Annotated in this window: 18 protein-coding genes; 9 read left to right on the forward strand and 9 right to left on the reverse strand. The window is 69.8% G+C overall.

Annotated features, from left to right (window positions below; all coding sequences use genetic code 11):
* Window positions 1-63: 63 nt before the first annotated feature.
* The 8 genes from ON26_RS00340 to ON26_RS00375 are packed head-to-tail and all read right to left on the reverse strand — an operon-like array spanning window position 64 to window position 9,552.
* Window positions 64-717 (reverse strand): sterol desaturase family protein, encoded by a 654-nt coding sequence (locus tag ON26_RS00340; RefSeq protein ID WP_040793889.1) that lies wholly within the window; start codon window positions 715-717, stop codon window positions 64-66.
* Window positions 714-1,484, reverse strand: coding sequence for a FadR/GntR family transcriptional regulator (locus ON26_RS00345; RefSeq protein WP_040793890.1), 771 nt, complete (start codon window positions 1,482-1,484; stop codon window positions 714-716). The genes ON26_RS00340 and ON26_RS00345 overlap by 4 nt, the downstream gene beginning before the upstream one ends.
* A 51-nt stretch (window positions 1,485-1,535) precedes the next feature.
* Complete coding sequence (locus ON26_RS00350) at window positions 1,536-2,219, reverse strand: hypothetical protein (RefSeq protein ID WP_245545670.1); 684 nt, start codon at window positions 2,217-2,219, stop codon at window positions 1,536-1,538.
* Window positions 2,216-3,880, reverse strand: a complete 1,665-nt coding sequence (locus tag ON26_RS00355; protein ID WP_040793891.1) for an ABC transporter family substrate-binding protein — start codon at window positions 3,878-3,880, stop codon at window positions 2,216-2,218. The genes ON26_RS00350 and ON26_RS00355 overlap by 4 nt, the downstream gene beginning before the upstream one ends.
* Before the next feature lie 43 nt (window positions 3,881-3,923).
* Entirely contained in the window at window positions 3,924-5,603 is a 1,680-nt protein-coding gene (locus ON26_RS00360; RefSeq protein WP_040793892.1) for an ABC transporter family substrate-binding protein, read from the reverse strand.
* Window positions 5,604-5,613: 10 nt separating this feature from the next.
* Window positions 5,614-7,617, reverse strand: a complete 2,004-nt coding sequence (locus tag ON26_RS00365; RefSeq protein ID WP_051026444.1) for a dipeptide ABC transporter ATP-binding protein — start codon at window positions 7,615-7,617, stop codon at window positions 5,614-5,616.
* Entirely contained in the window at window positions 7,614-8,531 is a 918-nt protein-coding gene (locus ON26_RS00370; RefSeq protein ID WP_040793893.1) for an ABC transporter permease, read from the reverse strand. The genes ON26_RS00365 and ON26_RS00370 overlap by 4 nt, the downstream gene beginning before the upstream one ends.
* A 43-nt stretch (window positions 8,532-8,574) precedes the next feature.
* A complete protein-coding gene (locus tag ON26_RS00375; protein ID WP_040793894.1) occupies window positions 8,575-9,552 on the reverse strand; it encodes an ABC transporter permease in 978 nt (325 codons plus the stop codon).
* 184 nt (window positions 9,553-9,736) lie between these two features.
* Here ON26_RS00375 and ON26_RS00380 point away from each other — a divergent pair, with 184 nt between their 5' ends.
* Complete coding sequence (locus tag ON26_RS00380) at window positions 9,737-10,537, forward strand: Cof-type HAD-IIB family hydrolase (RefSeq protein ID WP_040793971.1); 801 nt, start codon at window positions 9,737-9,739, stop codon at window positions 10,535-10,537.
* Between the two features lie 136 nt (window positions 10,538-10,673).
* Entirely contained in the window at window positions 10,674-11,942 is a 1,269-nt protein-coding gene (locus tag ON26_RS31395) for a DUF1444 domain-containing protein (RefSeq protein ID WP_051026445.1), read from the forward strand.
* Here the strand turns inward: ON26_RS31395 and ON26_RS00390 are convergent.
* Window positions 11,939-13,966: an N-acetylmuramoyl-L-alanine amidase gene (locus tag ON26_RS00390; RefSeq protein ID WP_083883628.1), complete on the reverse strand. Its 2,028-nt coding sequence runs from the start codon at window positions 13,964-13,966 to the stop codon at window positions 11,939-11,941. The two genes, ON26_RS31395 and ON26_RS00390, sit on opposite strands and share 4 nt — an antisense overlap.
* A 233-nt stretch (window positions 13,967-14,199) precedes the next feature.
* Between ON26_RS00390 and ON26_RS00395 the strand changes: the two genes are divergently transcribed.
* The 7 genes from ON26_RS00395 to ON26_RS00425 all read left to right on the forward strand — a co-directional run bounded on the left by ON26_RS00395 (window position 14,200) and on the right by ON26_RS00425 (window position 22,420).
* A complete protein-coding gene (locus tag ON26_RS00395; protein WP_083883629.1) occupies window positions 14,200-15,603 on the forward strand; it encodes a SpoIID/LytB domain-containing protein in 1,404 nt (467 codons plus the stop codon).
* Window positions 15,604-15,687: 84 nt separating this feature from the next.
* Complete coding sequence (locus ON26_RS00400) at window positions 15,688-16,470, forward strand: MerR family transcriptional regulator (protein ID WP_040793896.1); 783 nt, start codon at window positions 15,688-15,690, stop codon at window positions 16,468-16,470.
* A gap of 233 nt (window positions 16,471-16,703) precedes the next feature.
* Window positions 16,704-17,264: a hypothetical protein gene (locus ON26_RS00405; protein ID WP_040793897.1), complete on the forward strand. Its 561-nt coding sequence runs from the start codon at window positions 16,704-16,706 to the stop codon at window positions 17,262-17,264.
* A 210-nt stretch (window positions 17,265-17,474) separates the two neighbouring features.
* Window positions 17,475-18,698: a UDP-galactopyranose mutase gene (gene glf, locus ON26_RS00410; RefSeq protein ID WP_040793898.1), complete on the forward strand. Its 1,224-nt coding sequence runs from the start codon at window positions 17,475-17,477 to the stop codon at window positions 18,696-18,698.
* A 42-nt stretch (window positions 18,699-18,740) separates the two neighbouring features.
* A complete protein-coding gene (locus ON26_RS00415) occupies window positions 18,741-20,678 on the forward strand; it encodes a glycosyltransferase (RefSeq protein WP_040793899.1) in 1,938 nt (645 codons plus the stop codon).
* 227 nt (window positions 20,679-20,905) lie between these two features.
* Window positions 20,906-21,406 carry a phosphatase PAP2 family protein gene (locus ON26_RS00420; RefSeq protein WP_040793974.1) on the forward strand — a complete coding sequence of 167 codons (501 nt, stop codon included), beginning with the start codon at window positions 20,906-20,908 and terminating at the stop codon, window positions 21,404-21,406.
* A gap of 81 nt (window positions 21,407-21,487) precedes the next feature.
* Window positions 21,488-22,420: a decaprenyl-phosphate phosphoribosyltransferase gene (locus ON26_RS00425; protein ID WP_040793900.1), complete on the forward strand. Its 933-nt coding sequence runs from the start codon at window positions 21,488-21,490 to the stop codon at window positions 22,418-22,420.
* Window positions 22,421-22,422: the final 2 nt, after the last annotated feature.

Genomic DNA, 22,422 nt, shown 5'->3' on the forward strand with positions numbered 1-22,422 from the left:
TACCCCCCAGGGGTATTTTGTCAACGCCTGCGAGCGCGCGGACGCGTGCCGGAAACGAGGGATTCAGGCGCCGTGCAGGTGGCGCGCGGTCGGCGAGGTCGGCACGTCCGCGGGGTCGGGGTAGGTGCCGAGGAGCCGGTCGGCGGTGCCCGAACTGGTCACCGTGAACCAGAAGTGCTCGTTCTTGTAGTGGTGGTGGCGGTGGTTGCGCCAGACCGCCCGGTAGAGCGCGTGCCGCGGCTTGTAGTCGGTGTGGATGAGGAAGTGCGTCCACTCGTAGCAGAGCCCGAGCGCCGCCACGGTGAGCAGGAAGGTGAGGGCGAGGCCGGTGCGCGGGAAGGCGAACGCCGCGATCACGACCAGCCCGGCGATGACGAAGACCAGCGAGCGGGTGGGGATGAAGATCAGCGGGATATCGCGCGGATCGAGGTGGTGCTCACGGTGTTTGCGGGCCAGCTCGGAATCCAGCCGCAGCGGCCCGAGCTGCTTGGGGCGCCAGTGCAGAACCAGCACGTGGATGATCCACTCGACCAACGGGAAGGCCGCGAGGATCACCAGCGGCACCAGCGCGTCGGTCGGCTGCCAGTCGCCGAGCGCCACGCGCGCGCCCGACGCGGCGATCAGGGTGGCGCCGATCAGCCAGGGGGAGGGGTGACGGACGAATTCGGCGCGGGCGTCGCGCAGGGTCATCCCCCGGCGCGCGGTCGTTCCGGTCATGAGGGCACCTCGCTGTGCGGAGTGGGTTGTTCGGATGCGTCGATGGCGCTGTCCAGGGCGGCGATCAGGCTGGTGGTCGCCGGTTCGAGCAGGGTGTGGGCACGTTCGGCGGCGGTGGCGGGATCGCCTGCCAGCACCGCCTCGGCCACCGCGCGGTACCCGGCGGCATTGCCGACCTCGACCGTCATGAGCGGGGCCAGTGCCGCCAGCGCGGGCTCGTAGGCGGCGCGCAGCATGTTGTTCATCAGGCGGAACACCAGCGAGTCGGCCGCGTCGACCAGGTGCTCCCAGAATTCGAGCGCGTGCCGCTGCAGCGCGATCGGCTCGGTCTCACCCGCCAGCTCGGCCAGGGTGGTGTCGAGGGCGTGTCGCAGGCGGTCGCGATCCGCGGGGCGGCGGGTGCGCGCCGCGGCCAGCTCGGCGACCTTGGGCGCGTTGTGCAGCCTGGCCTCGAGGATGCTGCGGGCCACGGTGGGATCGAGTGTGCCCTGCCGGATCAGCAGCCGCGGCAGGATCTCCAGCCCGGAGCCGCGCCGGTAGTCGAGCACGGTGGTGGTGTCGCCCTGGCGCACCGAGACCAGCCCGGCCCCGGCAAGTCGCTGCAGGGCCTCGCGCACGGCAGGCCTGGACACCGCGAGCGCCTCCGCGAGCTGCCGTTCGCTGGGCAGCGCCGAGCCCGGGGCTCGTTCACCGCTGAGTACCTCCTCGGCGATCTGCTCGAAGACCTCCGTCGACACCGACCGTTTGACCACTGGTTGCAACGCCATGCGACAACTCTGCGCCCGTAGTGGTCAACTGGTCAAGTGGTAAGACCAATGTCAGCTCGGATCGGAACCACGGATCGCCGTCAGCCACACAGCCGCCGCTCCGGCTACGCACAGCGCACCCAGGAAGGCGCCGAATCCGCCGCCGTCGAGATACACCCACAGCAATGCGGCGATCGGGGCCGCGACGGCAGGCTGGGCGTCCAGCAGCAACCGCCGGGACAGGCGGTTCGCGGTGCGCGCTCGACGCCCGGCATCCGGATCGGGCCGCACCGGGTTGTCGAGCAGCCGGCCCGCCGGTTCGCTGTCGCGCGCCCGTCCGGCCGGAAGCATCCGCATTCCCGCGACCTCGATGTATCGCGCGTCCACCCGCGCCTCGGTCGCGGTGAGGCGCACCAGTTCCGGGGTGAAGTACACCGGCAGCCACCACCGGTCCGGCCGGCCGGGCACGCCGATTTCCAGCCACGACCGGCTGACCAGACGATGCTGCTGACGGACCCGACGCACCGGCACGCCCGCTGTCCGGACCTCCTCCGGCAAGCCGTGTGGCAGCGCCCCGAGCGCCCTGGCCAGCCGGATTCCGCTGTAGCCGAGCACGACCAGCGCCACCGCGGCCGCGGCGGCGCGCTGATCGACATCGCCGAAGGGCAGCACCGCCGCGCACCCGGCGAGCGCGGCCGCCGTCACGCCGAGCGGATAGGCGAGCGGGCGCGCCTGCCCGCTCGTCCCGGAACTCACTTCAGGAAGCCGACTTTCGTCCAGTTCTCCGATTGCAGGCCGAACGCACCCCAGTTGGCGAGGTCCGCGCGCTGAGCCACCATGCCGACCGATTGCATGAGCGGCAGTGAGAAGCCGAGTTCGAAGATCATCCGGTCGGCCTCGTTGGCCATCTCGATCGCCTTGTCGGGATCGAGCTCGGAGATCGTGCGCTCGATCAGCTCGTTGAGTTCCGGCGAACCGATCCGGCCCTTGTTGCTCAAGGGGTTGGCCGGGTCGTAGGCGTAGATCTGCGGCAGCGCGCCGAGTGGGAAGATGCTCTTGTTCCAGGAGAAGTTCACGATGTCGAAGTTGCCCGGGTCGACGACATCGGTGAACAGGCCGTTGCCCGGATAGGTCTCGATCTTCAGCCGCACGCCCACCTGCGCCAGGCTCTGCTGGGCGATCTGCGACATCTGCACCCAGGTCTGCTGCTGGTACATGACGATGCGCAGCTCGAGCGGACGCCCGTCCTTGACCCGCACGTCGCCCTCGCGCACCCAGCCCAGCTCGTCGAGCTCGCGCTCGGCGGCCGCCGGATCGAAGGCGACGGCCTGGGCATTGTCCCGGTAACCCTTCTGACCGTCGAGGTAGATGTGATTGTTCAGCGGCTTCGGGTCCGCGACCAGACCGTTCTGGATCGCCGAGGCGATGGCCTGGCGGTCGATGGCCTTGGACACAGCCACCCGCAGGCGGGCATCCTCCAGGATGGAGCCGGGGGCGCCGTTGAAGGTCATGTGCGAGAACCGCAGAGCGGGCGCGCGCAACACCACCAGCCCCGGCGACTGGGTGGCGGCGCTCGCCTCGTCGAGGCTCGAGATCTCCGCGGAGTCGAGTTCGTCGTTCTGCAGCGCGTTGATACGGGCCGCGTAGTCGAGCACGCTGAAGGTGACGTTCTCCAGCTTCGGCGTCTCGCCCCACCAGGACGGGTTGCGGCCGAGCACGATGCGCTGCTGGGCGCGGTCGATGTCGGTGACGACGAACGGCCCGGCCGATACGCGCGGCGCCTGGCGGTCCAGGTTCTCGAAGGCCTCCGGCGATTCGGTGGTGGCCTTCGGATAGAGCGGGCTGAACATGCCCTGCCACTCGGCGTAGTGATCGGACATGGTGACGATCGCCTGCCGGTCGTCGACGCCGCGTTCGACCGAGGCGATCCGGCTGTAGCCCTGGGTGGCCGACACCCGGTAGGCCGGGTCCCGCCCGCTCAGCGCGTTCGCCTGGGACCGCAGATCCTCCCAGGTGATGGGCGTCCCGTCGGACCAGACCGCCGCCGGGTTGATGGTGTAGGTGATCTGCTGCGGATCGGTGCCGGTGAGCTCGATGTCGGTGTAGTAGTCGTGATCGACCGAGAGTTCGCCCGCCGCGTCGGCGGTGACCGTGCCGGGTAGCGTCGATGCCATCACGGTGGACACATCGGCGTCCGCGTCGACGTGCAGGCTGTTGAAAGTGGGCGGGAACGCGGTCAGCGCGAGCCGCAGGTTGCCGCCGTCGCGCAGCTCACCCGGATCGTGCGGGTTGATATCGCTGGTCGCGCCGACGGTGGAGTCGCCGACGAGGTCGCCGGTATCGCCGCTACAGGCCGCGAGGACCACGCCGATCGCCAGCAGCGGAGCCGCGAGCCGTGCGGCCGGGCGTATCTTCATCGTCGCCTCCCTGAATGTCGCGCGTACGCGGTGGATTCGCCGCTCACCGGAGGAATCCGATGGCGGTGTAGTCGTAGGACGCCAGGCCGGGGGAGCCGAAGTTGGCCAGATCGGCGCGCACGCCGTAGCTGCCGTCCCACTGGTACAGCGGCAGGGAATGGCCTTCGGCGAACACCGCGTGGTCGACCTCGTTGGCCAGCTCGATCGCCCGCTGCGGATCGAGCTCGGACAGGGTGGCCTCGATCAGCTCGTTGAGCTCCGGCGATCCGATCCGCCCGAAATTGTTCTGCGTGTTGGGCGGGTAGAACCCGTAGGTCTGCGGGACGCTGCTGAGCGGGAAGGCGTCGCCCTGGTAGATGAACTGGGCGGCGTCGAAATCGCCGGGCTGGATGACATCGGTGAAGAAGCCGGCGCCGGGCCTGGTGTCGATCTGCAGGCGTACGCCGATCCGCGCCAGGTCGTTCTGGATGATCCCCGCGATCTGCACCCAGGTCGGGTCGTCGTACATCACGTCGCGGATCACCAGTTCGCGCCCGTCCTTGACCCGCACATCGCCCCGGCGCAGCCAGCCGAGTTCGTCGAGTTCGCGTTCGGCGGCCGCCGGATCGAAGGCGGGGGCGTTGTCCCGGTAGCCCTCCTGGCCCTGCAGGTAGATGTGATTGTTCAGCGGCGTCGGTGATTCCACCAGCCCGTTCTGCAGCGCCGAGGCGATGGCCTGCCGGTCGATCGCCTTGCCGATCGCCACCCGCACGCCCGGATCGGCCAGGATGGACCCGGGCGCGCCGTTGAAGGTGATGTGCCGCCAGCGGTTCCCCGGCGCGCGCCGTACCTCGAGGCCGGGGGTGTCGCGCACGAGCAGCACCTCGTCGACGCTGTTGAGCTGCGAGACGTCCAATTCGTCGTTCTGCAGGGCGGATACGCGCGCGACGCTGTCGAGCACGCTGAAGGTGATGGTGTCCAGCTTGGGCGTCTCGCCCCACCACAGCGGGTTGCGCTCGAGCACGATGCGGCCCTGGGCACGGTCGGTGGACTGGATGCGGAACGGGCCCGCGGTCGGCCCCATGGCGTCGGTCAGGCTGTCGTTGAATGCCTCCGGGTCGGCGGTCACCGACTTCGGATACAGCATCGCGTTGCCCGCGAACTGGCCGCGCCACTCGGCGTAGGGGCGTTCGAAGGTGATCACCGCCTGGCGGTCGTCGACGCCGCGCTCTACCCGGGCGACCCGGTCGAAGCCGTTGGTCATGGCGATCTGGAAGCGCGGATCACGCCCGCTCAGCGCGTTCGCCTGGGAGGCGATGTCCTCCCAGGTCACCGGGCGGCCGTCGGACCACACCGCCTTCGGCTCGATCGTGTAGGTGACCTGCTGGGGCTCGGTGTTCGTCAGCGCGACATCGGTGAAGAAGTCGTGATCGACGCTGAGTCGGCCCGCCGCGTCGGAGACGAACGAACGCGGCAACATCGCGTGGGTGATCGAGGCGATATCGCCCTCGTTGCCGTCGATCGAGAGGGTGTTCCAGTTCGCCGGGAAGGAGCTCACCGACAGCCGCAGATTGCCGCCCTCGGCGACCCGGTCACGCTCGACCGGATTGATGTCGCTGGTGCTGCCGATGGCGTCGGACAGCCCTGTCGCGGAACGGTCGTCCGCCGAACAGCCCGCCAGCAGCGCGGCCAGCAGTGCGCCCGCGCTCAGCCCGGCCAGCAGTCGCGATGTGCGGATGCCCATGATCTACCTCCTATCGCGACAGCGCCGGTGTCGGCACCGCGTCGATCAGCGCCCGCGTGTACGGATGCCTCGGGTCGCCGAGCACCTGTTCGGCGGGCCCGGATTCCACGATCTTGCCCCGGTGCATGACCGCGATCTCGTGGGCGAGATTGCGCACCACCGATAGATCGTGCGAGACGAACAGATACGACAGCCCGCGATCGGCCTGCAACTGCCGCAACAGGTTCAGCACGCCCGCCTGGATGGACACGTCCAGCGAGGACACCGGCTCGTCGAGCACCAGCAGTTCCGGGTCCAGCGCCAGCGCCCTGGCGATGCTGATGCGCTGCTTCTGCCCGCCGGAGAAGTCCGCCGGATACCGATCGGCGTGCTCGGGACGCAGGCCCACCAGCTCGAGCAGTTCCGGTACCCGCCGGGCGATCTCCGCCCGCGGACGCCCGTCGATGCGCAACGGCTGGGCCAGCACGTCCGAGATGGGCAAGCGGGGGTCCAGCGCCGCGGTCGGATCCTGGAAGACGATCTGCATCTTGCGCCGCAGCTGCCGCTTCTGGGCTTTGGTCAACGTGGCGACGTCGTGGCCGAGCACCTCGATGCGTCCCCGCTCCGGCGGCTCGAGATCCAGGATCTGGGTCAGCGTGGTCGATTTGCCCGACCCGGACTCGCCGACCAGCGCCAGCGTGCGGCCCGCGTGCACCTCGAAATCGATGCCGTCGACCGCGCGCACCTCGCCGGTCCGCCGTCGCAGGATCACCCCCGAGGTGAGCGGATAGGTCTTGGCCAGATCGGTTACCCGCAGGACCACCGTCGGATCCGAGGCGGCGTCGCCGGACGGGCTCGCCGTGCCGGGCACGGCATCCGAGGTGTGGGTGGCGTCGGGCTGCCCGACCGCCGAGGTCGGGGTGGCGACGGAGGCGGCAGTGGCCTCGTGGTCGGAGTTCCCGGCCGGTGCGCTCGCGGTGCCGGTCCCGTCCAGGTCGCGGCGGTAGGCGGCGAACAGGTCGTCGGCGCTCAGATCACCGGTCCGGATGCAGGCGGCGAGGCCACGTTCGCCGGTCGGGGTCAGCACCGGATCGATCGTGCGGCACTCGTCGATCGAGACGGGGCAACGCGGGGCGAAGGCGCATCCGGGCGGCAGAGCCTGCATGGCGGGCGGTGCGCCGGCGATCGGGATCAGCGGGCTGCGCATCGGGCCGTCCATCCGGGGAATCGAACCCAGCAGGCCAACGGTGTAGGGCATGCGCGGCTCGGCGAACAAGTCGGCGGCGGGCGCGGTCTCCACCACGCGCCCGGCGTACATGACCGCCACCCGGTCGGCCAGGGTCGCGGCGATGCCCATGTCGTGGGTGATCATGACGACGCCCGCGCCGGTGATGTCGCGTGCGGTGCGCAGCAGATCGAGGATCTGTTTCTGCACGGTCACGTCCAGGGCGGTGGTCGGCTCGTCGCACAGGATCAGCGCGGGATCGTTGGCGATGGCCATGGCGATCACCACCCGCTGGCGCATGCCGCCGGAGAATTCGTGCGGGAAGGCCCGCGCGCGCACCGCCGCGTCCGGGATGCCCACCAGATCCAGCAACTCCACCGCGCGCGCCGCGGCCTGCCTGCGGGTCGTCCGGCCGTGTGCCAGCAGCGCCTCGGCCACCTGATCGCCCACCCGGTACACCGGGGTGAGCGCCGAGAGCGGGTCCTGGAAGACCATGCTGATCGAGCGCCCGCGCAACTTCGACATCGGCCGGTCACCCAGGCCGATCAGCTCGCGCCCGCGCAGCCGGATGGAACCGCTCACCCTGGCCTGGTCGGGCAGCAGGCCGATCATCGCCAGCGCCGACACCGACTTGCCCGAGCCGGACTCGCCGACGACGGCGAGCACCTCGCCTTCCGCGACGGTCAGGTTCACCCCGCGCACCGCCTCGATGCGGCCTTCCTCGCTCGGAAAGGAGACCCGCAGATCCACGATCTCCAGCAAGCCGGCGCCCGCCTCGCCTGCCCGGCGGGGACTGTCCGTGTCGCTCATGCCTTCGCCCGCTTCCGTTTCCGCGCACCCCTGGCACTCGGATCGAACGCGTCGCGCAGCCCGTCGCCGACCAGGTTCGCGCACAACACCACCGTGACCAGGAACCCGCCGGAGAACAGGAACAACCAGGGATAGGTCAGCGCCGAGGCGGTGCCGTCGCGGATCAGCGTGCCCAGAGACACGTCCGGCGGCTGCACGCCGAAACCGAGGAAGCTCAAACCGGTTTCGGCCATGATCGCCGCGCCGACCGCGAGAGTGGTGTCGATGATGAGGATCGAGGCGATGTTGGGCACGATGTGGGTGAGGATCACCGTGTGGGTCGGCGCGCCCATATACCGCGCCGCGCGGACGAATTCACGCTCGCGCAGGCTCATCGTCAACCCGCGCACGATGCGCGCGCTGATCATCCAGCCGAACACGCTGAGCAGCACCACCAGCAGCGCGATCCCGCCGCCGCCCTTCACCTTGGGCGCGAACAGCATGATGATGATCGTGGACGGCACCACGAGCAGCAGATCGACCAGCCACATGATGGCCCGATCGGGCCATCCGCCGAGCAACCCGGCCACCGATCCGGCGAGCGCGGCCAGCGCGGTGCTGAACACCGCCACGCAGAACCCGATGATCAGCGATTTCTGAGCCCCGCGCAGGGTCTGGGCCAGCACATCGTGGCCGATCGGGTCGGTGCCGAACCAGTGCCGCGGGCTCGGCGGCTGCCGCAGCGCGGTGCGGTCCTGATACAGGTAGTCGTAGGGCAGGAAGTGCGGCAGCACGAAACTGGCCAGCACCAGCAGGATCAGCACCACCGCCGCCACCACGGCCGGCTTGTTGCGCAGGAACCGCCGCCGCACCAGCGCCCGCCTGCCGGTGGCCGCCCGCGGGGCTCCGGCGACGATGATCTCGGCTTCGGTCATGTCCGCCCGCCCCTCGCCTCGCGCTGTCCGTGCGATCCGGCCGTCATCCGACCCGCACCCGCGGGTCGAGCACGGCGTAGACGATGTCGGACAGCAGTCCCGACACCAGCACCACCACGCCGGTGAACACCGTCACCGTCACCACCACGTAGATGTCCTGGGCGTTGACCGAGTCCACCAGCCATTCGCCGACCCCGTGCCAGCCGAAGATCTTCTCGGTGAAGGTGGCCCCGGTGATCAGGCCGCCCAGGCTGTAGGCGAACAGTGTCGCCATCGGGATCAGCGCCGTGCGCAGGCCGTGCTTGTACAGCGCGCGCTGTCTGGTCAGCCCCTTGGCCCGCGCGGTGCGGATGAAATCGCTCTGCAGCACATCGAGCATGGCGTTGCGCTGATATCGGCTGTAGCCGGCCATCGCGCCGAGCGCCAGCGCCAGTGTGGGCAGCACCAGGTGCTGGAGCCGGTCGAGCAACTGCGGCCACAACCCGTCGATCCGATGCGCCGAGGTCTCGCCGGTGTAGAGGAAGATGCGCTGCCCGGTCATCGAGTTGATCTCCAGCGCACCGTATTTCAGCAGTGTGGCGAGCAGGAAGATCGGCGTGCTGAGCAGCACCAGCGAGACGATCGTGGTGAAGTAGTCGCTGAATTTGTACTGGCGGATCGCACCGGCCGCGCCGATCAGCACGCCGAGCACCGTGCCCAGCACCGAGCCGACGAGCAGCAGTCGCAGACTCACCCCGACCCGCCTGCCCAGTTCCTCGCTCACCGGCTGCCCGGCCAGCGTGGTGCCGAAATCGCCGTGCACCGCGCCGCTGACCCAGGTGAGATAGCGCTGCGGGATCGGCTCGTCGAGATGCAGTTCGGCGGCCTTCGCGTCGATCACCGACTGCGGCGGGCGCGGATTGCGCTGTTCGAGGCTGTCCAGCGGCCGGAAGGTCAGACCGGCGACGGCGAAGGTCAGGAACGAGGCCAGCAGCAGCAACACCACATAGTTCGCGGCGCGTCGCAGCAGGAAGCCGATCATCAGGTCTGGTCCTTCGCCGGGCTGGCATACGGGTCTCGGACCCTGATCATAGGGACGAGCGTCGATGCGCGTGCGGCACCGGCGCGGGACGGGCATGTCCGCCGCCCGGCCGCTTCGCCACCGTTGCGAGCCGCTTTTCCGGCAGGATGGACAGGTGACGCGCTTGCACCTGCCCCCGCCGAAGATGGTCGCCACCGACGTCGACGGCACCTTGATCGACCACGACGAACGGGTCAGCGACCGCACCAAGGCGGTCGTGACCGCGCTCGTCGCCGACGGTGTGCCGTTCGTGCTGGCCACCGGCAGGCCGCCGCGCTGGGTCGATCCGGTCGTCGACGGCCTCGACCACGCGCCGCTGTGCGTCTGCGCCAACGGCGCGGTGATCTACGACAGCGCCACCGACCGGATCCTGGGCGCGTACACCCTGGGCGTGGAAACCCTGGTCGAGATCGCCGAGATCGCCGAACGCGTATTGCCCGGCTGCGGGCTGGCCGCCGAACGGGTCGGCGCCTCGGCCCACGACGCCGCGACCCCGCAGTTCGTGAGCGCGCCGGAATACGAGCATGCCTGGCTGAACCCGGACGACACCGAGGTCGCGCGGCACGAGGTGGTCGCCGCGCCCGCCGTCAAACTGCTCATCCGGATGCGCGGCGCCGACAGCGGCCAGATGCGCGCGGCACTGGTGCCCTATATCGGCGACCAGGCCGACATCACCTACTCCACCGACCACGGCCTCATCGAACTGTCCGCCCCGGGCATCACCAAGGCCTCCGGGCTGGTCACCGTGGCCCAGCGGCTGGGCATCGACCAGGACCGGGTCATCGCCTTCGGCGACATGCCCAACGACATCCCGATGCTGGAACTGGCCGGGCACGGGGTGGCGATGGCGAACGGGCACGCCGACGCGATCGCCGCCGCCGACGAGGTCACCGCCACCAATGTGGAGAACGGCGTCGCGCGGGTGCTCGAGCGCTGGTGGAAGTAGGCCGCCTGTTCGTCCGAGCCCCGGCGCAGATCCGGTGCTTGCGCGATCCAGCTGTGGCGCAGCAGTTTTCGAGTTCCTCTGGTAACGTCCCGCGGTTCCGCCGCGCTCGGGTCGGTGGGGCGGAAGCGAGGACGGGATGGGGATCGGAAGCTGGTTCGGCAGGGGCGGGAGCGAGGCGGCGCGGCGCGACTTCGGGCTGTTGGTCCTGTCCGTCGTGCGGGCTCAGCCCGGCGTCGCCGGGGCGGAATTCGACGATCGGGAGTTCGTGATCCACTACGGCACCCCGGAAGGGATGTCGTTCCGGATGGGGCTGACCACGCCCTACCGGCGTTGTCGCGGTGAGACCGGACCCGCCGCCCACGCCATGCTCGAGTCCTATGTGCGCGGGATCGTCGAGGGGACGGCCGCCGCGATGCGCCGGGATTCCTGGGAAGTCGCGGCCCCGCGGCTGCGTCCGGTGCTGCGGCAGGCGGGCGAGCTCGCGTCCCGGATCCAGGGCCTGCGACTGGCCGAGAACACCCTGTGGCGACCGGTGGCGCCGGGCATGATGGAACGCGTGGTCGTCGACACACCGACCTCCATGGCCGCGGTGACACCCCATGATCTGGTGACCTGGGGCGTCGACGCGGAGACGGTGTTCGCCACCGCCCGTGCCAATCTCCAGGGCCTTGGTGCCGCGGTCGTCGACGCGTTCGGGCGTTCCGGCGAGCCGATCATGTTCCTGCCCGACGAGGACGGCGAGCTCTACGCGGGTGCGCTGCCGCTGGTGCCCGGCTGGCTGGGCGCGCTGCGCGAGCGATACGGCTGCGAGTTCATCGCGTGCGTTCCGGGCAACACCGGGGTCGCGATCGGTGCGGTCACCTCGCCGCAGGTCGTCGCCGAGCTGGTCGAGTTGGTGCGGGAGGTCTACGAGGAAGCCGTACGGCCGGTCTCACCGGTGCCCTACATCACCGATCGGCACGGCAGGCTGATTCCGTTCCGGGTGCCGCCCGATCACCCGGCCTGGCCGGGGATCCGCTCGGCGGAATCGACCCTGGCTGCCTCGGTGTACAACGACCAGTACGAGGGATTGCGTGCCGACCTCGAGGCCGAGATCACCGATCTGCTGCCCGGGCAGCTGATGCACGCGCGTGGCCGGGACGGCGTGGAGTTCACCGTGACCACCTGGGTCGACACCGTGCCCACTCTGCTGCCGCGCGCCGACCGCGTGCTGCTGACCTCGATGGAGTCCGGCTCGGCGGTGGAGGTCGCATGGCCGGACCTGGCACGCGAGCTGGCGCTGCGGCCGGTGCCGGGGCTGTTTCCGGAGCGCTATCGGGTGGAGTTCCTGCCCGACGCGGCGACCACGGCACGGCTGGCGGCCGCGTTCTCGCCGTCGCCCGACCTGTCGGGACTACGCGGCTAGGCGGGTGCCGGGACCGGCTCCGGCGCGATCCCTTCCGCCGCGGGAGCGCCTTCGGAATCGGGCGCCGGGACCGCTTCCCCGGGGGCGATGCCCTCCGGGGCGGGGGCCGGTTCGCCCGGGGCGGGAGGTGTCGCCGGGGCGGGTCCGGCCCCGGGAGCGGGTGCGCCGTCGGGACCCGCGATCGGGTGGCGGCTCATCTCTTCCTGGTAGGTGTCGTTGTAGGTCTTCCAGACCGTGGTGACGATGCCGGTCAGGTGGTTGAGGATGAGCGAGCCGTTCTGGAAGTCCGAGCGCAGGCCGTCGGGCACGGGGTAGGGGCTGGTCAGCGGCAGGCCGAGGATGCCGGAGTCGGCGCCGAGGGCGAGGAAGCGTTCGAGGATCTCGCCGACCACCTCGACGGCATTGCCGTCGGGGGCGGTGTAGACGTAGCCGTTGACGAACTTCGCGTACTGCTGGCCCTGGGCGGCGGGCAGTGGTTCGGAGGTGGCCTCGCCGAGCGGGCCCTCCGGACCGCCGGTGGCGGCATAGTGCTTGGCGATCAGGTTGTCGTTGACCATGTTCAGCAGTCGCGCGGTGAGCTGGGCGAGCGCGGCGAGATCGGATCCGGCGCGCTTGGGCGTGTCGGATCCGGGAGTGCCCGCGGCGATATCGCGGATGCGGTCCATCATCGAGTAGGCGGAGTCGCCGGGGCAGGTGGTGTAGCCGACGTCGCGGTGTGCGAAGACGATCGGCAGGTCCACCTCTTCGCCCTGCGCGTACGGGGTGTACTGGGTGCCCTCCGACCACATGGTGGTGTAGCCCTTGGGATCGAGACCGGCGATCCTGGTGCGCCAGCCGATGAACGAGCCGATCGCCTGGATGGCGGCCTCCGTGGGCGGCACCGACTCGTGATTGCCCATCAGCGCCACGCCCGAAGTGTTCTCGTTGAACCCACCGGCGTGCGCGCCCTGCACCGGACGGTCGAGCCCGCCGCGCCTGCCCTCGAAGATCTGGCCGTACTTGTCGACCAACGCGTTGTAGCCGATGTCGCACCAGCCGAGGGTCTGCGAGTGGTAGGTGTAGATGGCGCGGACGATGCCCGCCGACTCGGCGCGGGTGTAGTCGTTGCGACCCGCCGTGTGGTGCACCGTGACGCCGCCGAGGCCGTCGTCGTAGGTGGGTTCCTGGCAGTTGATGGATTCGTCGGCGCCCCACTGGCTCCGGGTGATCACATTGGGCCCGCCGTTGGGCAGGGGAGCGGCGACCTCGTGCAGCGTGCCGTCGAGCGCGCCGCGGCCCGGATCGATGAGCACCGCGGTGAGATCGTCGATGGCCTGCGCCGGATCGAACTCCGGGTGCGCGATCGGCGCGACGGGCTCGGATTGTGCTGCCCCACTTGGTGTTTGCGGATCCGTTGCGGCTAGTTTGCGGCTGACCAGGATCTGCACCGCGGTGGTGTCGCCGACGTAGATCGGCTCGGTTCCGCTGGTGGCGCTCGTCGGATCGGCGTCGCTGCGCCCGGAGTCCACCGGCTGGGCCGGGTACCACTCGCCCCAGCTGCCGTCGGCCTCGCGCGCGCGGACCATCGCGGCGGTGCCGGACAGGTCGGGGGCGGTGAGCGCGACCATGCTGAACGGGGTGTCCCTGGACAGCTCCTTGACCTGTGCGCCGAGCTGGTCGAGCAGCTCCCGCGGCAACACGCCGGGGGCCAGGGCGGGGGAGTCGGGGGTGATGCCCTCGGGGAGTCCGGCGGGGGCGGCGATCGCGGCGGGCGCCCCCGCGGGAGCCAGGGCTCCGGGTGGGGTAACAGGCAGGTCCGAGGCGGGTAGTGGTAGCGCGCGTAGGTCCGACAGGCGTAGGTCGGGCAGGTCGAGCCCGCTCAGTTCGCGCAGCGGCAGGGTGACGTCGGGAGCCTGGTTCAGGACCACCTGGGCGAGCTGTGCGGGTACGGCGGCCGTGCCCGAATCGTTGGTCGAGCGGACCTCCGCCGAGTCGATCGTCGTCAGCGCTGCCAGTGGGGCGGCGACCGCCAGGGTGGTCACCATCGGTAGCACGAAAGAACGTTTCGGCTTGGGGTACGGCACAGGTCTCTCCCATCGGATCGAACAGTGATCAGGCCGCTGGATCGGGGTTGTGTCCGGAAAGAACAGCCATCACACTGGTTCACATTCACCACAAATATAAACCTCTGGTTTAGGGTTAGATTTGTGATTGCTCGAATGTAGCCCCCGGAGTGCGGCTGGTCCGGGAGACATGCCGACGAGGTGGGAGTGTGACTATGCAAGGCAGTGGGCGTGACGGACATCGGAACGACTGCGGACCGCTAGGCCGGACCCGGCGCCGAAGGCGACTTCGGAACCGGGTCGGACCCCCCACGATCCGCCTGCGGCCGGTGGTGCTCACCGGCGCGACGGCAGTGCTGCTCGGCGGCGCGTTCGCCTACATCGAATGGCCTGCCGCGCACGACTATTCACCCCTGGCCGGTCCCGGCCACGGACGCGGCATGAGCCAGGCGGGCGCCTTCGACAGCGCCACCGAGGGCAGCACCGCCGAAGAGATCCTGGCGCACTACTACCCCGGCGCGGCCATCGGCACGATCGGCCCGACCACCCTCGCGGTGCGGCTGACCGGACTCGACGACGAGGGTCTGGACGCCTACGCCGACGCGGGCGCCCGAGTGGCCGGGCGAATCCTGGAGCCCGGACAGGTCGCGCACCTGACTCCGCTGCCCGACGGCGGCGCGAACGTCGTGGTCACGCTCGGCTGCGACGGCGAAGTCGTCTGGCAGACAGCCACATCGGATCCCTGGCTCTATCCGCTCGACCCGAATCCCGGTCGTCCGGTGGCCGAACATCTCACCCTCTGCGACGGTCGCGGATATCGCGGCGCGCTCGGCGTGGCCACCGAGGACGGCGCGTTCCGCACGGTGAACCGGGTCGACATCGAGGACTACCTGCTCGGCGTGGTTCCCGCGGAGATGCAGGCGAATTGGGCGGACAAGGGCGCGAACGAAGCGCTGCGCGCCCAGGCCGTCGCCGCGCGATCCTACGCGCTGGCCGAGACCCGCTACCCGTACGCGCAGACCTGCGACAGCACCGACTGCCAGGTCTACCCCGGCACCGAGCGGGAAGATCCGCGCTCGGCCGCCGCGGTGGCCTCCACCGCCGGTCTGGTCCTGCTGCGTGACGGGCACATCCTGCGCTCGGAGTACTCCGCCGCGCCCGACGGCGGCAGCCCGGCCGACATCCAGACCTTCGAGATCGGGCCCACCCCCGCCGAACTCGGGATCGCGCGCCCGCCGATGAGCCCCGGCGACATCGACCCCGGCGGTCCGGCGGACGACGGCGGACCGACCGCGATCGACATCGAGTACGCGCGCATCGGCGGTCCCTCGAGCACCCTCGGCGACCCGCTCGGCCCGGAGGCGGAACTCCCGCAGAACGCGGGCACCTACCGGCTGTTCAGCAACGGTGTCATCATCGTCACCGAGCTGCTCGGCGCGCAGGTCGTGGACTTCACCACGCTGCTGGAGATGATCCCGGGCACCGACCTGACCGATACCCCCGGCGAGCAGGCCCCGACCGAGGGCGCCCCCGCCGAAGGCGGCCGGGCCGAGGGTGCGCCGCCGGGCGAGGCCACCTTCGCGATCCCGTCGAGGGTGGATGTGATCCCGGCCGGGTGAACCCGTCGAAAACGGGCTTGACCTTGACGTAGCGTCAATTCGCAGACTGGTTTCACCGAGAAGATCGGGGAAGGAGAACCGGTCGTGACGACGGATACCACAGATACTGCCACCGGCGAATGGTCGATCCAGAATCTGGCCAGGGCGGCGGGCACGACGAGCCGGACGCTGCGCCACTACGGGCAGCTCGGGCTCCTGACGCCCAGCCGGATCGGCGCCAACGGCTATCGGTACTACGACCAGAACTCTCTGCTCCGGTTGCAACGCATCCTGCTGCTGCGCGAACTCGGCCTCGGCCTGCCCGTCATCGCCGAGGTCCTCGCCGGCGAACAGGACACCGCCGCCGCCCTGCGCACCCATCTCGACCTGCTGAAACAGGAGCAGGACCGGATCGCGCGGCTGATCGACTCGGTGCGGACCACGTTGCACAAGACGGAAAGGGGTGAGCAACTCGTGGCAGCAGAGGTTTTCGACGGCTTCGACCACACGCGCTACAAGGACGAGGTGATCGAACGCTGGGGTGAGCAGGCCTATACCAGCAGCGACACCTGGTGGCGCTCGCTGAGCGAAGAGCGGAAGCAGCGATTCGGTCAGGACGCGATCGACATCGCCGCCGCCTACGGCCGGGCGCACGCCGCGGGCCTGCCGGTGGACAGCGACGAGGTGCGTGCCATCACCGCGCGCCACCGCGACTGGGTGTCCGCGGGCTGGGGGCAGCGGGAGGTGCCCGCGGACGCTTTCATCGGCCTGGGCGAGATGTACGTCACCGACCCCCGCTTCGGCGCGAACTACGACAAGCACGGCGAGGGCACGGCCGCCTACGTCCGCGACGCGATGAAGTCCTATGCCGAGGCGGTGATGCGCTGACGATCGCGGTGTCGTCCGGCGATCGCGGTCCCTCGGACCGTGCTCCGGCCGGCGCGACCGGTGCGGCGACCAGAGGCTCGTGAATCCGTACGCCCGCGCGGGACGACTGCGCGGGCGTACGGCGTTCGCCGTCGCGATCCCACGCGCGGACGTGGCGTTGCGCATACTTGGTGCGTTCGCGCGCCCGACCCGCTCGGCGCACGATACGTTCCCGTCGCTTATTAGGAGGAACCATGAGCCAGGGTGTGCACGGCGCCGACCGCCCCGGCAGCATCGCCGCCACCGTGTCCGTCTGGCTCGCCGCGCTCGCCGCCGCCGCGAATCTGGTCGGGTTGTGCATCCTGGGCGCCTCGTTCCTCTCCGACCCCGGCGTCTACGACAACTCCCTGGCCGTGCTCACCCTGTTCGGCGCGGCCCTGCTCACGGGCTCGTTCGCCTACGGCGCGGTACGGATGTATCAGCGCGCCGAGGAAGGGCGGGTCACGGTCCTGTTCGGCGCGGGCGTCTGGCTCACCTTCGCCGTCGTGGGCCTGCTGACCTCGGTATTCGGCTACGAGTCCGACTACGGCGTGCACTGGGCGGAACCCGGCGGTGCCGCCGCGGACATCGCCACCGCCACCACCGGCCTGCCCGGCGTGATCACGGCCTTCGTCCACGGCGCCTGGCTCCCGAGCCTCGCCGCCGTGGTCCTCCCGCTGATCGTCGTCGTGCCGGCCGCCGTACCCGCTACCACCCGCTGGTTCGCTCCCACCTCCGAGTTCGTCACGGCTACGCCTTCGCCCCCGAGCCGGTGAGTGCCGGCCGGTAGACTTCGGTCCGATTCGTCCGAGGGCCTTCCACGCCCTCGCGGGCGTCCTGACCATCGAAGCGGGGAGCCGTATCGCTGAGGCGCGGACCGGTGCAAGCGCCCTCACCTGGGCGGAAAGCGGCGTGTGACCGGGCGGTCGGCGTCATCGCGTGACTGCGCCCTGCGCGCGGCCGGACTTCCGATACTCTGGGCTCCCGTGACCGTCGCATCGTCTCCCGGCTCCGCACATTCCAACGCACAATTCGACCTGATCGTCGTCGGCTCCGGCTTCTTCGGGCTGACCATCGCCGAACGCACGGCTGCCGTGCTGGGCAAGAGAGTGCTGGTCCTCGACCGGCGCTATCACCTCGGCGGCAACGCCTATTCGGAGCCGGAGCCGGAGACCGGGATCGAGGTCCACAAGTACGGCGCGCACCTGTTCCACACCTCCAACAAGCGGGTCTGGGACTACGTCACACAGTTCACCGAGTTCACGAACTACCAACATCGCGTCTTCGCCATGCACAAGGGGCAGGCCTACCAGTTCCCGATGGGGCTCGGTCTGATCTCGCAGTTCTTCGGCCGCTACTTCACCCCGGACGAGGCCCGCGAGCTCATCGCCGAGCAGGCCGCCGAGGTGGAGACCAAGGACGCGCAGAACCTCGAGGAGAAGGCGATCTCGCTGATCGGGCGCCCGCTCTACGAGGCGTTCGTCCGCGACTACACCGCCAAGCAGTGGCAGACCGACCCCAAGGAACTGCCCGCGGGCAATATCACCCGCCTGCCGGTGCGCTACACCTTCGACAACCGCTACTTCAACGACACCTACGAGGGCCTGCCCAAGGAGGGGTACACGAAGTGGCTGGAGAACATGGCCGCCTCCGAGCTCATCGAGGTGCGGCTGAACACCGACTGGTTCGAGGTGCGCGACGAACTGCGCGCCGCGAACCCCGATGCCCCGGTCGTCTACACCGGCCCGCTGGACCGCTACTTCGACTACGCCGAGGGCGAGCTGGGCTGGCGCACCATCGATTTCGAGACCGAAGTGCTCGAGACCGGTGACTTCCAGGGCACCTCGGTGATGAACTACAACGACGCCGACGTCCCCTACACCCGCATCATCGAGCCGCGCCACTTCCATCCCGAGCGCGACTACCCGACGGACAAGACGGTCGTGATGCGCGAGTACTCGCGTTTCGCGCAGACCGGTGACGAGCCGTACTACCCGATCAACACCCCCGAGGACCGCGCCAAGCTGCTGGCCTACCGGGAGCGTGCCGCCCGCGAGACCGCCGAGTCGAAGGTGCTCTTCGGCGGCCGTCTCGGCACCTACCAGTACCTGGACATGCACATGGCGATCGGTTCGGCGCTGAGCATGTTCGACAACGTGCTGCGCCCGCACCTGGAAACCGGCGCCCCGCTGGCCGACGAGCAGAGCTGAATCGCAGTCGAGAACACGGGGCGCACAGACCGAAAGTCCACGATGACCTCCCAGTCCATATTGGAAGACATGACGACCGAGACCCGCGCGAAATCGCTGCTGCAGCGCATCATCCTGCCCCGCCCCGGTGAACCGCTGGATGTGCGCACCCTCTACCTGGAGGAATCGGCGACCAACGCCCGGCGCGCGCACGCGGCCACCCGCACCTCGCTGGCCATCGGCGCGGAATCGGAAGTCTCGTTCTGCACCTACTTCAACGCCCTGCCCGCCAGCTACTGGCGCCGCTGGACGATCCTGACGTCGGTGGTGCTGCGCCTGGAACTGGCCGGGCACGGCCGGGTGGACGTCTACCGCTCCAAGGCCGACGGCTCGCGAATCCACGTGCAGGGCAAGGAGTTCTCCGTCGCGGCGGGCGCGGACTCGACCAGCGTCGAATTCGAGACCGAGCTGGCCCCCTTCGAGGACGGCGGCTGGATCTGGTTCGACATCACCACCGACACCGCGGTGACGCTGCTGTCGGGCGGCTGGTTCGCCCCGATCGAGGCGCCGGGCGAGGGCAGCATCGCCGTCGGCATGCCCACCTTCAACCGGCCCACCGACGCGGTGAAGACACTGGCCGCGCTCGGCTCCGATCCGCTGGTGCTGGAGAAGGTGGCCGCGGTCATCATCCCCGATCAGGGCACCCGCAAGGTCGTCGACGAGCCGGGCTTCGCCGAGGCCGCCGCGGTGCTCGGCGACCGGCTGGCCATCCACGACCAGCCCAACCTCGGCGGTTCCGGCGGCTACAGCCGGGTCATGTACGAGGCGCTGAAGACCACCGACGCGCAGTTCATCGTCTACATGGACGACGACATCGAGATCGAGCCCGACTCGATCCTGCGCGCGCTGGCCTTCTCCCGGTTCGCCAAGTCGCCGGTGCTGGTCGGCGGGCAGATGCTCAACCTGCAGGAACGGTCGCATCTGCATGTGATGGGCGAGGTCGTCGACCGGTCGATCTTCATGTGGAGCGCGGCGCCCAACGTCGAGTACGACCACGACTTCGCCAAGTACCCGCTGCGTGATCGGGACAACTCCAAGCTGCTGCACCGGCGCATCGATGTCGACTTCAACGGCTGGTGGACCTGCGTGATCCCGCGGCAGGTGGCCGAGGAGCTCGGCCAGCCGCTGCCGTTGTTCCTCAAGTGGGACGACGCCGAATACGGTCTGCGCGCCAAGGCGGCCGGCTACCCGACGGTGACCCTGCCCGGCGCGGCGGTCTGGCACATGGCCTGGAGCGACAAGGACGACGCCATCGACTGGCAGGCGTACTTCCACCTGCGCAACCGCCTGGTGGTCGCCTCGCTGCACATGCCCGGCGACGGCCGCGGCCTGATCGTCAACACCGTCAAGGCCACCCTCAAGCACCTGCTGTGCCTGGAGTACTCGACGGTCGCCATCCAGAACCTGGCGATCCGCGACTACCTGGCCGGTCCGGAGCGGCTGTTCCAGTTGCTGCCGTCGGCGCTGGGCGCGGTGCACGAGCTGCGCAAGCAGTATCCGGACGCGGTGATCCTGCCGTCCTCGACGGAACTGCCGCTGGCCTCACACCTGCACGTGGGTGCCGTCGGCGAGCCGGCCAACCCGATCGCCAAGATCGTCCGGCTGGCCAAGGGCGTGGTGCACAACTTCCGCCCGGCCCGCCCCGAACATCACGACACCCCGCAGCTGAACGTGCCGACCCTGGACGCGCGCTGGTACCTGCTCTCGCAGGTCGACGGCGTCACGGTGACCACCGCCGACGGCCGCGGCGTGGTGTACCGCAAGCGCGACCCGCGCCAGGCGCTGGCCCTGTTCAAGGAGGCCATGCGGCTGCGCAAGGAACTGGCCGAGCGTTTCCCCGAGCTGCGCGAGCGCTATCGGGCCGCCCATCCGCGGCTGACCAGCACCGCCGCCTGGGAGAACGTGTTCGGCATCGAGCAGACCGAAGGCGAGAACCGGTGAACCCGAACAGTGCTGTGGACGAGAACGGCGCCCCCGACCGCGACGGCGCCGAGAACCGGAGCGGAGCTGTGACACGCGACGGCGCGGCGGACCGCAACGGCGCGGGCCCGACCGGCGCGGGGAATGGCGGCGCAGCCTCCCCGAACGCCCGGGCGGAGGCCTTCGCCGAGCCCGCGGCCACCGCCGGACAGCCGGGCGATCCCCCGCGTTCGCCGGAGGTCGCGCTCATCAACGCCGTGCAGTCGAGCATCGGCGCGAACCCGGCGGTGGTCTCGGCCGCGCGCGGCATGTCGCATTTCGGCGAGCACGCGCTCGGCTGGGTGGGCGTCGCGGCCGCGGGCTGGCTGGTCGACAAGCCGCGCAGGCGGCAGTGGGCGGGGGTCGCGGTCGGCGCGGTCGGCGCGCACGCGGCCTCCATCGTGATCAAGCGGGTGGTGCGCCGTCCGCGACCGAACCATCCGTCGGTGCAGGTCAACGTGGGTACGCCGAGCAAGCTCAGCTTCCCGTCCTCGCACGCCACCTCCACCGCGGCGGCGGCGGTGTTGCTCGGAAAACTCACCGGGCTACCCTTGCCTGCGGTGCTGATCCCGCCGATGCTGCTCTCCCGGGTCGTGCTGGGGGTGCACTACCCCTCCGATGTGCTGGCCGGTTCGGCGCTGGGTGCGGCGTCGGCTTCGGCCCTGCTCGCTGTCGAGAAGCGGCGTGAGCGACGGGCCGCGGGGCGGTAGCGTGCGAACGCGCGCGCGACGCCACGCACCGCACGGACGAGATCGAAGACAGTGACCGCTCGAGAAAAGGCCTTGGTTGAGATGAGTGAAGAGCCGACCGGCGCCGACCTGGCCGATGCCGTCGTCAAGGGTCCGCCGAAGTCGCTGGCGGGCGGTCTGATCAAGGCCGTCCGGCCGCGGCAGTGGGTCAAGAACGTGCTCGTGCTCGCCGCCCCGCTGGCGGCCGGCCCGGAGACGGTCAGCGACCTCACGGTGCTCGGGCACGTGGCCATCGCCTTCGTCGTGTTCTGCATGGCGGCCTCGGGCATCTACCTGGTCAACGACGCACTCGACGTCGAGGCCGATCGCGCGCATCCGACCAAGCGGTTCCGTCCGATCGCCGCCGGGGTGGTGCCGGTCAACCTGGCCTTCGGCTTGTCGGCGGTGCTGCTGACGGGCTCCGTGCTGCTGGCCTTCCTGGCCTCCTGGCAGCTGGCCGTGGTGATGGCGGTCTACATCGGCATCCAGCTGGCCTACTGCTTCGGGCTCAAGCACCAGGCCGTGCTCGACATCTGCATCGTGTCCTCGGGCTTCCTGCTGCGCGCGGTGGCGGGCGGCGCGGCCGCGAATATCGTGCTCTCGCAGTGGTTCCTGCTGATCATGGCGTTCGGTTCGCTGTTCATGGCGGCGGGCAAGCGCTACGCCGAACTGCAGATCGCGCTGGGCACCGGCGCCAAGATCCGCAAGTCGCTCGAGTACTACACCCCGACCTACCTGCGCTTCATCTGGACTCTCGCGGCCACCGCGGTCGTCGTCTTCTACGGCCTGTGGGCCTTCGAGCAGGATCGCGCCAACGACACCACCTGGTTCGCCATCTCCATGGTGCCGTTTACCATCGCAATCCTGCGCTACGCGGTCGACGTCGACGGCGGCGAGGCAGGGGAACCGGAAGAGATCGCCTTGGGGGACCGCGTTCTGCAGTTCCTCGCAATCGCCTGGATCGGAGCGGTAGGTGTCGCTGTCTATCTCACCTGACG

Source organism: Nocardia higoensis NBRC 100133 (genome assembly GCF_000308595.1).
GTDB lineage: Bacteria > Actinomycetota > Actinomycetes > Mycobacteriales > Mycobacteriaceae > Nocardia > Nocardia higoensis.